Raw genomic sequence first — 13,015 nt, forward strand, 5'->3', positions numbered from 1 at the left:
AGCGAGAGTCTGGCTCGACTTCTTACTCTCGCTCTTGCTTTTCATTCCTGGCGTGGGCCGTTCACTGGCTCACTGTTTGCGGATACGTCTCTGGCAGGACAGTTCCCGTCAAAATTTCATGCAGCGCCTCAAACTGCTCGAAGGCGACCGAATGCCCGGCGTTCTCAATGGTGTAGAGCCGCTTGCTGGGGGCGTCCAGCATCTCGTACCATTCCAGAGCCAGCTCGCGCCGCGCCGTCAGCTCGGCCGCGCCATCCAGAATGTAGACCGGTACGTCCAGACGGGGCACATCCTGGCGGAAATCAATGTGCTGGAGCTGGGGATACATGATGGAGAACATATCAATCAGGCCGCGCAGCACGTTGACCTTCTCCACGAAGTTGTATTCGCTGCCGAAGATGCCGTAGGGTCCCAGGTTGACGGCCGTTCCCCGTTCGATATAGGCGCGAGGTGGCGTGTAGGGCGTCTCCAGGCGGGGGTAGTAGCCCATCACCACCGCGTTCGGATAGGGTACGTCGGCGTAGGGCGGTTCGCCAAAGGTCAACATTTGTTCACGCAGCGCCATGTCGCCGGTGCGCTCGGCCAGGGCCAGGATGTCGCGGTAAAGCTGGCGGTCGGTCTCGCGCTGGCTGACCATCTGGCCGCTGGCAATCCAGGCGTGGTAGAGATCGGGTTGCTGCTGCACGGCCAGCACGCCCAACGTCGCCCCCCACGATTCGCCCATCAGGTAGATTTTTTCCTCGTCGAAGCGCTGGCGCAGGTAGTTGGTCAGCTCAATGGTGTCGGCGATGGCCTGGTCGAGCGTCAGGTCGCTGGTGGGGTCGAGGGCGGCGTAGGATTTACCCGCGCCGCGTTGGTCCCAGCCGACGACGATGAAATCCTGAGCCAGGTCGGCGAACAGGACGCGGGAATAGGCCAGGTCGCTTTGCCCTGGCCCGCCGCTGAGGTAGAGCAGCACGGGCAGGTCGGCGCTGCGGCCGTGGATCATGATGGCCTGTTCTTGCCCACCCAGGCGGATATGAGCCAGTTCGGCGAGGCTGCCGGGGATGGGGCTGCCGTTCTCATCCACAACAGGCGGCGTGCGGGCCGGGATGGCGTTGAGGATGACCAGGCCAATCAGCAGCAGGCCGGGCAGCAGCAGCGATGGCCGCCATACGCTTTGCCCCTGCGCCCAGGCCAGGCCAATGCCAATGCCCAACCACATGGGCAGGAAGGCGACCAATCCATGAAAGACGCGACCGACAAGCAGGGCCAGGATGCCGAATGGGTTGTCCAGGCGCAAGGCGTCTACGGTTGGCCCGACGACGTTCATCCGGCTGAGTTCTACGGTGACAATGTAGATGAGGGGCAGCAGCAGATAGGCCCAGCGGGTGCGCAGCGCCAGCCCGCCAATCAGGCCGATGGCCAGGCTGCTGAAGAGGACAAGCCAGAGTTGAACGGCCGTTACCGGCCCGCGCGGCATGTAGAGAGCGGTAAGAAACCCGGTAAAACTGACAAGGGCGGCGGGGGCGGGGGGCGTGCAGGAGCGCCGGGGCGCCGGGGCTGCCGGCAGCAGCGCCCGTAGCCAGCCTTTGATTTGTCGAGACAAACGCATCTGTGGGCGCGTGAGAGATAGATTGCTTGGGGGTGGACATGGTAGAAGCTCCTTGAGAAGAATTTAATACAAAGAAACAAAGGGACATAAGGGACAAAGGAAAACGGAAACATTCTTTTGATTTTTAGACATGATGCACCTCTTAATTTACGATTGATCATTAACAATTATTCCGCGCCCATCTGCTGCACCGAGAGTAGTTCCAGGTCGAGGTCGCGGATGCGGTTGAGCAAAGCGTGTAGGGCCGCATTGTCCAGCGCTTTGCCGGTGATGAGGGTCTCGCCGTCAGGGGTCAGCGAGATGGTCAGCCCTTCAAACCAGCGGAACCAGCGGTCGTCCAGATGGCCGCGCACGCGGATTTGGTAATCAGTTGCGTCCATGAGTCATCTCCTTTGGCCTCAGAGGGCGCCATAGGTGGGCTGCTGTTTTGCCTCTCGCTGGCTGGCATGATTAGGCCGGAAAACGGCCGTTGCCCACCCAGCTATCAACAAGCCGCCGAGAAACCCGATGATGATGCCTAAAGCAACGTTGCCCAGTGCGCCGCCAAAGAAAAGAGCGACGAACGTTTTAGCGAGGAAGGTGATCACGCTGCCCAATACCGGGCCAAAGAACACGCCTCCCAAGAAAATGCCCATCAATAAGCCTGCAACAAGGGTTATGCTCAATTTACGATTCATCTCACGTCTCCTGCGAGAAGTTCAGCTTCTTTGTTGAAACTGAAATTCTAGGTCGGTTAGGTTAGCGGATAGAGGTCAGGAAAGTTTCGACGGCTGCTTCATTCCAACCGCTGACCGGTTCCAGCAGAGTCAGCAGCGTCGGGCCTTCTTTGCCCTGGAAAACGGCCGTTACCTGCCGCACTTGTTCATCCCCCCACTTCGTCCCTTCGCTGATGGTCAGGGTGATGGGTTGGTCGCGGATGGTGAACGGCCGTTGTTCCACCACCGTCATCTGGCTGTCATCCTGGCTGTAGCCGGGAACCAGATTCGCCAGCGTCTCTTCCAGCGTCGTCAGCACCGCGTCGCTCGCCTCTTGCCCGGCTTGCACCAGGTAGAGGTGGCCGCCGCTGTCGCCGCTGTTGTAGGCGACGACGGTATAACCGATGGCGTGCAGGCCAAACTCCGGCTCGTAGCCAGTTGGGGGGGTGAAGTCGGCGATGAGAACGGCCGTTTTCCTCACAATCTCGGCCGTGTCCGTGCTGTTACGGGTGCGCGCCGTACAGCCCGCCAACGCCAGCAGCACAACCAAAACTAAAATAGATTTTCTCAGGTGATTCATGTTGCCCTCCGGGTAACTGCATGTGTATTTGTTCGCAGTATACCGTTGGGGCTGGGAAGGAGTCGCCTATCTAAAGATAGGTTGGGGGGTAGGTTTGAGGGTAGGTTAGGTTAACCCGTATTCAATCAATCCCATCTCGCGGGCGCGGATGATAGCCTGGGCGCGGCTGCTGACGCCCAGTTTTTGTAAGATATTGTGGACATGCCACTTGGCCGTGCCGGGACTGATGAACAGTTCAGCGGCAATTTCCCGGTTAGATAGACCGGCGCAGAGCAGGCGTAAGACATTTATTTCCTGTTCGCTCAATGGTTCTGGCAACTGCGCCAGAAACGGGGTGTGCGGTTGATATTGGGGCTGGCTCATCGTCAGAAGCGTGTCCACCCAATCCGGCGCAATGGGGCGCGCCTGGGGCAGCAGGTCAAGCAACGGCCGTCCTTCATCCAAAAAGAGGCGGGCATACCCCTCCGGCGCAGCCAATCGCAGCGCCTTACCCACCCACTCTTGGGCGGCCGTCTCTTCCTGATTGGCCTGGCAGCACAATCCCAGCAGCAGCATCGCTTCCAGACAGATTTGCCCGCGCCCCCCTTCTTCTGCCTGCGCCAGCAGTGGATGCAAAATGGCGGGCAGCGGCTCCAATTCGCCTGCCGTCAGAAGGATATGCGCCAGAGTCAGCTCCTCAAACTCGCGTAGGGTCGCGCTGCGCAGCGTCCGATATTCGGCCGCCCACTGCACCGCCACCTCTTTCTGCCCGGTGTCGTGTTGGATGCGGGCCAGGTAAGCCGAGACAAGAAGCGACATGCGCGGTACGCCGTAAGCCTGCACAATCGCCTGTACTTCCTGCATAGCAGTCAGGGCGCCGCTTGCAGCCCCTTGCGCCGCCCGCAGCCGGGCCAGAAAAATCAGCCCCCAGGTCAGATCATCCATCAGGCGTCCCTGGCGTGACAAGGAGATGCCTTCTTGCAGCAGCCTGTCTGCCTTCTCCAGCTCATTGCGCTCCAGGGCGATACTGCCCAAAAGCGAGTGGGCCAGCCCTAAGAGCGGGATAGACGCATTTTCCGCGAATTGCAGCGCTTCCTGGCACGTCTGCTCCGCCTGACGCAGCCGCCCCTGGACAATTTGCAGGCGCGCCGCCGCGCAGCGAGCATGGACGACGAGGAACAAAACGCCGGCCGCCTGCGCTTCTGCGCTGGATTGCAAGTAACTCTCTACGGCGCGCGCCGTCTGGCCGGAAAGATGATATGCCTGACCCAGGCTGAACAGGGCGCGGGCCTGAGCGAGATGGTTTTCTGGCAGCAGGCGGGCCTGGGCAAACTGAATCTGCTCGATGGCTTGCACCGCATCCCCGCGCACCGAGGCAATTGAGCCGCGATAGAGGTCGGCCAGCGCCAGCATTTGTTCTGTTTCCGGTGTGGCGGGAAGCGCTTGCAGCGCTTGTTCGGCCTGGGTGATGGATGTTTCCGCCGTGTCGAAGCGCCCCAATGTAAACAGAATACGCGAGGCGTCCAGGCTGAGTTGGGGGCGGCTTTGCATGGTTTGTGGCGGGAGGGCGTCTAGCCAGGCTAAAAATTGGGTGACGTTGCCGCTAGACCAGGTTGTGTTTTTCTCCAGGGCGCGCTCGATGACGTCGGCGGCAAAATCAGAGTCGCCGCTGGCCAGGGCGTACTGGACGGCCTCAAAACGCAGACCGTTGCCCTCGCACCAATAGGCGGCGCTGGCTCGCAGCCGGGCTAATTCTTGCGGGGTGAGTCCGGCGCGCAGATAATCGGCAAAAAGATGATGGTAGCGAAACCAGTCGCGCTCGTCGTCCAGCGGAATCAAAAAGAGGTTGGCCTGTTCCAGCCGCTGTAAAATGGCCTGGCTGTCGGCGCGGCCGGTGAGGGATTGGCAGAGAGAGGCGTTGAAGCGGTCGAGAACGGCCGTTACCCGCAAAAACTCCCTCACCTCAGCATCTTGCTGCCCCAATACCTCTTCGGCCAGATAATCAAAGACATAGCGGTGGCTGCCGCCAAAAGCGTGGATGAACGCCTCAGTTTGGGCCGCGTCGCGCCCTTGTAAGGAGAGCGCCGCCAGTTGCAGGCTGGCCACCCAGCCTTCGGTGCGCGTTTCCAGCGCTGCCACCCACTCCGGCGACAGGGTTAGCTGCATTGCCTGGTTGAAGAATTGGGCCGCCTCGGCGACGGTGAAGCGCAAATCCTGGGCGCGGATCTCGGTCATCTCGCCGCGCACGCGCAGGCGGGGCAGCGGCAGCGGCGGGTCTTCGCGGCTGATGAGCAGCAGGTGGCAAGCGGGCGGTAGATGCGCCAGCAGCCGGTTGAGCAGGTCGTGGATCAGGGGTTGGTGGATTTTGTGGTAGTCGTCGAGAGCGAGGAGGAAACGGCCGTTTTCCTTCACCTCTTGCCCCAATTGCGCCAGGTCGTCACAGAGACAGGCGGCGATTTCCTCCAGTGAAGGCAGATGCGGTGCATCCAGGGCTGTTTGTAACTGAGACCCGGCGTTGGCCGACATCTTTTGCAGAGCCAGCCGTAGGTAGGCGAGAAAACGGCCGAACTCATTGTCTTGTTCATCCAGCCCCAACCAGATGATGGGCAGCGCCGTCTGCTGTACCCAGTCCGCCGCCAGCGAGGTTTTACCATAACCGGCTGGGGCAGAGATAAGTGTCAGTTTACGGCCGTCCAGGAAGCCACGTTGCAGCCGTTCGCGCAGGCGGGGCCGGGACACGCCGTTGGTTCGCCAGGGAGGCATGTGGCATTTGGTGTGCAGCAATTGCGTGACCATGTTTCAAGCATAGACAGAATAACGGTTTATGGCAACACCGCTCCGAAAAAGTTCACAATCCGCAGCCGCCGACCGGTTCGGTGATAAATCGTTCGCCAAAGCCGGCAATCAGGGGTCTGCCCTCAGCAATGGCTGCCTGAACGGTTGGCAAAGACAACGACACTTCATGACTTGCCGGACTATCCCAGACTTCCGTCACCCAAACCGCGTCGTCATCGGCTGCGTCTCTGGCAATGATGTAACTTAAACAGCCAGGCATCTGCCCTGTTCCCTGGAGCAGGATAGCGATCAAGGCGTCCCGCTGGCCGGGGACGACACGAATCTTGCCAATGAGTCCATACATAGTTGCTCTCCTTTTAACGTTTTCAAAAAAGTATAGACTGGTTGAATCGGCGTGACAAAGGATACCTGTCCCAGCCGAGGCCATATCTGTCCCAATCTGGTACAATCCCAGGCAAGAACTTGTCCTTAACCATTCACACAAAAGGTAAAACAAACCATGACAAACAATTATTTATGGTGGCAAACCGGCATCATCTACCAGATTTACCCCCGTTCCTACCAAGACAGCAACCATGATGGCGTCGGCGACCTGCCCGGCATCCGCCAACGCCTGGACCATCTGCAACATTTAGGCGTCGAAGCGGTCTGGCTCTCGCCCATCTACCCCTCGCCCATGCACGATTTTGGCTACGACGTGGCCGATTACACCGGCATCCACCCCATGTTTGGCAGCATGGCCGATTTCGACGCCCTGCTGGCCGACATGCACGCGCGCGGCCTGAAGCTCATCCTGGACCTGGTCCCCAACCACACCTCCGACGAACACGCCTGGTTTGTGGAAAGCCGCAGCAGCCGCGACAATCCCAAACGGGACTGGTACATCTGGCGCGACCCCGCCCCAGACGGCGGGCCGCCTAACAACTGGCTCAGCTTTTTTGGCGGTCCGGCCTGGACCTTCGACGCGACCACCGGCCAATATTACCTGCACCAATTTGTCACGCAGCAGCCGGAGCTGAACTACCGCCACCCCGATGTGCTGCCGGCCGTGCTGGCTGCCATGCGCTTCTGGCTGGACAAAGGCGTAGACGGCTTTCGCGTGGACGTCATCTGGCTGATGATGAAGGATGAGCTGCTGCGCGACGAGCCAACCAACCCGGATTGGGACGGCGTGGAACCATACGCCAGCTTGCAGCACATCTACACGCAGAGCGTGCCCGGCGTCCACGACATCATCCGGCAGATGCGCGCCTTGCTGGACGAATACGACGAGCGCATGATGGTCGGCGAGATTTACCTGCCGTTTGACGAGTTGGTGGCCTATTACGGCCGTGCCCACGATGAATGCCACATGCCCTTCAACTTTCACCTCATCGCCAACAAAGATTGGCGGGCAACGGCCGTGCGCCAACTGGTGGAAGCCTACGAAGCCGCCCTGCCCAAAGGGGCCTGGCCCAACTGGGTGCTGGGCAACCACGACCAGCACCGCGTCGCCACGCGCCTCGGCGCGGCTCAGGCGCGTATCGCCAACATGCTGCTGTTAACCCTGCGCGGCACGCCCACCACCTACTACGGTGAAGAAATCGGCATGGAGGATGGGCACATCCCGCCTGAATTTGTCCAGGACCCACCGGCCGTCAACCAGCCGGAAATCGCCCACATCGTCGGGCGCGACCCAGAGCGCACCCCGATGCAGTGGGACGCATCGCCCCACGCCGGTTTCACCGCCGCCAACGCCCAACCCTGGCTGCCGGCCGCCGCCGATTACCCGACGCGCAACGTGGCCCAACAAGAAAGCGACCCGGCTTCAATGCTGCATCTGTACCGGGCGCTGGCCCACCTGCGCCGGGCAGAACTGGCCCTGCAAGTAGGGGCTTATGCCACAGTGGACACGGCCGACGACGACGTCTTCGCCTACCAACGCGCCCACCCTGGCGCGGCCAGTTTCCTGGTTGTGCTGAATTTTGGCCGCGAAGCCCACACCCTGGACCTGAGCGCGGTGGCCGACATGGCCGTCATCGCCGTCGCCAGCGACATGCAGCGCAGCGGCCCGGTGAACCTGGCCGCACTGTCCATCAGCCCCGATGAAGGGCTGGTGCTAAAGCTGTAGTGGTCACGAATCTGGTGGGCTGAACAACTGGGCCATTTCGGCCGCCGAGAGACGGCCGTTGTTCCTGAAAATCAGCGTCAACGGCTGGTCGTAGACCACAAAGCTCTCGTCTACCCGCCCGCCGTTGAGACCGGGCATGGCGTCTGCCAGATAGCGCGCCGCCATGTCCGGTGGTTGCAGCCCCGGCCAGCCAAAGGTATCGGGCCGATAATAGACAGAAGCCAGATGGGGGTAACGGCCGTTGACCCAGACCAATTCATACCCCAAACGGCCGTCCAGCAGCATCTGGTGGTATTGGCCGGACAGCGGATAGAGTTCCGGCAGGCGCGGGACCACACCATAAGCCCGGCTGCTGCTTAGCGTCAACACATCGGCCGCCGCCAACAGGTCCAGATTGGCGGCCAGTTTGGCGGCGTCGTCCCGTTCGCCTACGCCTGTCAGCCAGGTGAGTTCGGCGTGGCGGTACGTCTCGCTCAGGCGCGGCGCGCCCGCCACAAACAGGGAGATTGGCAGGCCATCGTCCCACTGCTCGCTAAGAATCAGCGCCCCCGGCGGCGCGTTGGCGTACAGCCATTCGGACGCCGTAACCCAGGGATGGGGCGTTTGGTAGATGTTGACGAAGGCCAGGGCGTATACGGCCGTAACCAGCAGCGCCCCACCGGCCACCCATCCCCGCCAACGCCGCGCCAACTGCCACACCAGCGCCGCCGCAAACAACATCAACAGCGGGACCAGCGGCTGCATATAGCGCATAAACTTCACGTAAAAACTGCCCGTCACCAGAAAAAAAGGCACAGCCCAGGAGAGGACGAGGAACAAAGGGCGAGAGACAGGGAACAAGAGACGCCATCCGTTTTTAAACTGCAATGTTTTGCTTTCTTGCCCGATGACCCAGCCAAAGCCGGCGAAGGCCAGAAGACCCAACAGCCAGCCCATGCCCCATTTAAGCTGCATTTCGATGGGGTACAAGTAGGGCAGCGTGCCCTCGTATTGGCGGGTGAAGGGAATGTCGCCGCCGCCGCCGACCATAACGCTTTGCGCCGTCAGGTTGTCCAGGTAGCAGGAAGCCCAGTTGATTTGCGGGATGGTTAGCGGCCCAACAGACATGGCCGGGGTGATGACCTGGCAAGACCAATCCAGCACGGCAAACGGGTTGGTGAGGAAAAAAGCGAGGAAGGCGACGAGAACGGCCGTGCCCCACCAGCGCCACCATCTCGCCCCCGCCGCCGCCCAAGCGGCCGCTGCCAACGGCACAAACAGCAGCACCGCTGAGAATTTAGCCCCCACCGCCAGCCCGGCAAAAACGGCCGCCACAAGGAAGGAACGGGTGACGGGATGACCTGGTGACAGGGTGACGGGGTGACAGGATGCGTCGCAATCCGCAATCCGCAATCCGCAATCCGCAATAAACCACATCGTAGCTGCCACAAAAAACGTCAAATACGGGTCTACAGTGAAGAAGTGGGCCAGTTGGATGTGCATGACGTTGAGGGCTAAAAAGGCGGCGGCCAGCAGGCCAACGGCCGTGCCAAACAGCCGCCGCCCCAACAAAAAAAGAAGCAAAATTGTGCCCAGGTCCACCAGCCCGGTCAGCGCCCGCGTCACCGCGGCCAGATGACGAAACTCCACCATGCCGGCCTGGTTCAAAATATCCCGCGTTAGCAGCCAATCTGGCGGCAGACGGTCGCCCCAGCGCCCTCCCGCCCACTCGGCCAGCCGCGTGGCGGCCACGCCCAGGTAGAGCGGCAAATGCCCGTAGGCAAAACGGCGCGGCGCGTCTTGTGGCGTCACAATGCCAGGGCTGGCGGCGTCTGGCGGCCAATAATACGGGTTTAGTGTGGATTCGTGCAGAGTGAGAAGTGCGCGCCAGGAAGACGGCCGTTCAATTGTCGTCGCCACCCAATGAATGTAGCGCTCATCAGGATGAAAGTGATGGTAATCGTCCCAATCCAGCCCCGTCCAGCGCAAAGCGGCCGCCACGAGCAAGATACCTATCAGACCAACCACCACCAACCATCTGGACATCATCAATTCCCAATTGCGGCAGGGGCGAATAATCATAAGCCCCTGCCTAAATGAAAAGGGTGTGTTTCAAATGAGTTGAGTATGAAACACACCCAAATAAAAAAGGCCAGAACTCTCGACAGTTCCAGCCTTTGTCACACGCTGCCACAAGCAGAGCAAACTACTCGAATTCGTCTTCTTTCTTACCCTTGCCAATGACCTCCACCGTATCGGCCAGCGGCGCATAGGCATCCACCTCTTCCGCATCGGTGGCCACACGTTCGTAAGAGAAGGCGGCCACAAGGGCGTCCAGTTCGGCCATAATAGTAACGCCTTCCGGCACAACCAGATCGGCCACGGTAATCACGTCGTCGGCGTTAACAATCTTGCTAAAATCAACTTCGATTTGCGCTACCAGGTTGTCGGGCAAACATTCAATCGCCACACTGTGCATAACCAGGGTGACCGAGCCTAAGCCCTGTTCCTCTGGGGCCGCCAGACCCACGCCGACCAATTCGGCTTCAGAAGCGATGATCGCCTTCATATCTACCTGCAGAAAATCCACGTGAACCAGATCGCCACGGGTGAGGTGTTGTTGAATTTCACGCGCCAGGACCGTGTGTGTCTGCCCAGACACGCTCACGTCAATCAGGTGATTGGTGCTGGCTTTGCGTAGGGTTTTAAACAGCGGCAGACTTTCTAACTGAATGTTCATCGGCTCTTGCTGCGTGCTGTAAATCACCGCCGGCGTCCAGCCCTGACGACGTAATTGTTTTACTTGTTTGCCCACAATTGTGCGCGGTTCGGCTACCAGGGTATAACGTTCTTCAGACATAATTCCATTCCTCAGCTTGTCAACTCCTCGTTGGACGAGGGGATTTTTACGATTATTTTGCGTTCACGGCCGTTCAGATTCTTCATCCCGTCGTTGATGGCCGCCTGTTGGCATACCTTAAAATCAACTGTTCGATTATAATTCGAATCTGGTTGGAAATGAACCGTCGAAGTATAAACAAGGATTGCTAAATCGTCAACCTGACGCCCGCCTCTGAGCGGGGTAAAAAAGTCGCTGCGGAGGCACGATGACACAGACCATCACAGGCAATGATTTGACGGCCTATTACACGGCCGTGCAACATACCGGCAAACTGCGCACCCCAGACCACGCCCGCCGTTGGAGCGAGGCGACATTGCGCACGTTGGCGCTGAATCTGAACGGCCGTACCAAAAAAGAGCTGGCCCACGCGCTGCCCGAAGAACTGAGCAAGCAGCTAACAAGACAGTTTTGGCTGCTCCACTTCCGCAACAAGGGCCTCACCCGGCTGGAATTCCAAAAAATGGTCGCCCGCCGCGCCGGCAATACCGACGCCCAATTTGCCCGCTACCCCATCACAGCCACCTTCCACAATCTCAAAACCCTCGTTGGCGATAATGTCAGCCAGACCGTGGCCGACACCCTTTCCCCCGAACTGCGTGAGATGTGGCAAGCGGCGTGAGACGGCCGTTGTTCGTAAGCCGTAAGCCGTACCCCGTGTTCCGTGTTCCGTATTCCGTGTTCCCTCCACGGTTCACAGAATACGGAACACGGCTTACGGTTTACGCTCTTCTTGTCGCACTTCTCCTCGTCGGCTGTGCGGTGGAATCGCCGGTAACGGCCGTTAGCGAACCCCTCCAGGTCACCCTCATCGCCGACGGCCAGAGCTTCAATCTCATCACCGAGGCCGCCAACGTGCGTGAACTGCTGGCCGAAGCCGGCGTGGCCCTGGGCGAAAATGACGAAATCGTCCCGCCCGTCTACACGCCGCTGACCGGCGGCGAAACCGTCACCATCACCCGCATCCGCGAAAGCACGGAAACCATCAGCCAAAGCCTGCCCTTTGCCCGCAAAACCGTGCGCAACGAGGCAATGGCCGCCGACGCTCCGCCGCTGATCGTGCAGCCGGGCAAAGATGGTCTGCAAGAGACCACCATCCGCATTGTCTACCGCGACGGCCTGGAGGCGGAACGTTGGCCCACCCAGACCATTGTCATCGAAGAGCCGCAGGATGAGATTGTGATGGTAGGCATTGGCGCGGGCAGTGGCAACGCCCGCTTTGACGGAACCCTGGCCTACATCAGCGACGGCACGGCCGTTCTCCTACGCGGTGAATCAGCTTTTCCCATCCAGCTCAACGTGGCCGGACCATCCGGCGGGCAGCTAGACGGCCGTGTCTTCAGCCTCTCGCCCAACGGCAGCCACCTGCTCTACAGCCGCGTGGACGGCGACCCAGCCGTCTTCAACAACGCCCTGTACGTCATCGAAACCCAACGCGACGCCGAACCGCGCCCTCTGGGTGTGGCAAACGTGCTTTGGGCCGATTGGAACCCAACCGACGAGGCAGAAATTGGCGAAATTGCTTATACAACGGCCGTCTCCATCACCACGCCGCCCGGTTGGGAAGCCAACAACGATTTGTGGCTGGCGCAAATCCCACCTGACCCTGACGATGAATTGCAGCCGGAACAGCTGGTGGAAGCCTACGCCGCCCTCTATTCCTGGTGGGGCGGCAACTTCGCCTGGTCGCCGACCGGGGCGCAAATCGCCTACAGCTACGCCAACGAAGTGGGACTGATTAACCTGGAACCGGCGCGGGGCGAAGCGCAGCGGGTGACGCTGCAAACCTTCACCGAATTTGACCCGCCGGGTGATTGGGTATGGGTTCCGACGTTGACATGGTCGCCAGACGGCCGTTTCCTGGCCTTCACCCGCCACGACAGCGACGACCCGGAAGAAGCGCTGTTTGCCAATTGGGTGGTGGATACGCTTGGCGGCGTCGCCGGGCGCTTTGTGCCCAACGCCGGCATGTGGGCGCATTTGCATTGGGCCAGCAATCCGGCCGCCGACGCGCCCCTCGCCTTCTTACGCACCACCGACCCATTAGACAGCCTGCGCAGCAGCTACACCCTCTGGCTGATGGACCGCGACGGCAGCAACGCTCGCCAGATTTACCCGGCCGCCAACGAAAACAGCTACTTCCCGCGCCAGCAAGCCTTCATGGCCTGGGGGCCAACCGGTGACGAGATGGCCTTCATCTTCAACAACGACCTTTACCTCTACACCCTGGCCGATGGCCTGGCTCGCCGCCTGACCGACGGCGACGCCGTGAACACCCACCCCACCTGGGCGCCCTATGGCACGGCCGTTGCCGCTGCCCTGCCCACCCGCCCCACCCCCCCATCGCCCGACCAACCCGGCCGAGAGCCATAGCTGTAGTATA

At 60.4% G+C, this 13,015-nt stretch carries 11 protein-coding genes; 3 read left to right on the forward strand and 8 right to left on the reverse strand.

Going from position 1 to position 13,015, the window contains the following annotated elements; all coding sequences use genetic code 11:
- Positions 1 to 61: 61 nt before the first annotated feature.
- The 6 genes from IPM39_01425 to IPM39_01450 form a co-directional block, all read right to left on the reverse strand.
- Positions 62 to 1,594, reverse strand: a complete 1,533-nt coding sequence (locus IPM39_01425) for an alpha/beta hydrolase (protein MBK8984736.1) — start codon at positions 1,592 to 1,594, stop codon at positions 62 to 64.
- A 167-nt stretch (positions 1,595 to 1,761) separates the two neighbouring features.
- Entirely contained in the window at positions 1,762 to 1,974 is a 213-nt protein-coding gene (locus IPM39_01430) for a hypothetical protein (GenBank protein ID MBK8984737.1), read from the reverse strand.
- Between the two features lie 18 nt (positions 1,975 to 1,992).
- Positions 1,993 to 2,271 (reverse strand): hypothetical protein, encoded by a 279-nt coding sequence (locus tag IPM39_01435; GenBank protein ID MBK8984738.1) that lies wholly within the window; start codon positions 2,269 to 2,271, stop codon positions 1,993 to 1,995.
- 61 nt (positions 2,272 to 2,332) lie between these two features.
- Positions 2,333 to 2,869, reverse strand: coding sequence for a hypothetical protein (locus IPM39_01440; GenBank protein ID MBK8984739.1), 537 nt, complete (start codon positions 2,867 to 2,869; stop codon positions 2,333 to 2,335).
- A 105-nt stretch (positions 2,870 to 2,974) separates the two neighbouring features.
- Complete coding sequence (locus IPM39_01445; GenBank protein ID MBK8984740.1) at positions 2,975 to 5,644, reverse strand: hypothetical protein; 2,670 nt, start codon at positions 5,642 to 5,644, stop codon at positions 2,975 to 2,977.
- A gap of 52 nt (positions 5,645 to 5,696) precedes the next feature.
- The gene (locus IPM39_01450) at positions 5,697 to 5,987 is read right to left on the reverse strand and encodes an antibiotic biosynthesis monooxygenase (protein ID MBK8984741.1); all 291 of its coding nucleotides are present in this window, start codon (positions 5,985 to 5,987) and stop codon (positions 5,697 to 5,699) included.
- Between the two features lie 156 nt (positions 5,988 to 6,143).
- Between IPM39_01450 and IPM39_01455 the strand changes: the two genes are divergently transcribed.
- Entirely contained in the window at positions 6,144 to 7,754 is a 1,611-nt protein-coding gene (locus tag IPM39_01455) for a DUF3459 domain-containing protein (GenBank protein ID MBK8984742.1), read from the forward strand.
- Positions 7,755 to 7,757: 3 nt separating this feature from the next.
- Here the strand turns inward: IPM39_01455 and IPM39_01460 are convergent, their stop codons facing one another.
- Both IPM39_01460 and IPM39_01465 read right to left on the reverse strand, forming a co-directional pair.
- On the reverse strand, positions 7,758 to 9,815 hold the full coding sequence (locus IPM39_01460) for a glycosyltransferase family 39 protein (GenBank protein MBK8984743.1): 2,058 nt from the start codon (positions 9,813 to 9,815) through the stop codon (positions 7,758 to 7,760).
- Between the two features lie 124 nt (positions 9,816 to 9,939).
- Positions 9,940 to 10,593, reverse strand: a complete 654-nt coding sequence (locus tag IPM39_01465; GenBank protein MBK8984744.1) for a 50S ribosomal protein L25 — start codon at positions 10,591 to 10,593, stop codon at positions 9,940 to 9,942.
- A 247-nt stretch (positions 10,594 to 10,840) separates the two neighbouring features.
- On the opposite strand from IPM39_01465, the gene IPM39_01470 reads away from it, so the two are divergent.
- Entirely contained in the window at positions 10,841 to 11,254 is a 414-nt protein-coding gene (locus IPM39_01470; protein ID MBK8984745.1) for a DUF2267 domain-containing protein, read from the forward strand.
- A gap of 140 nt (positions 11,255 to 11,394) precedes the next feature.
- On the forward strand, positions 11,395 to 13,005 hold the full coding sequence (locus tag IPM39_01475; protein MBK8984746.1) for a G5 domain-containing protein: 1,611 nt from the start codon (positions 11,395 to 11,397) through the stop codon (positions 13,003 to 13,005).
- Positions 13,006 to 13,015 lie beyond the last annotated feature (10 nt).

It is taken from the genome of Candidatus Leptovillus gracilis (assembly GCA_016716065.1).
GTDB classification, from domain to species: domain Bacteria; phylum Chloroflexota; class Anaerolineae; order Promineifilales; family Promineifilaceae; genus Leptovillus; species Leptovillus gracilis.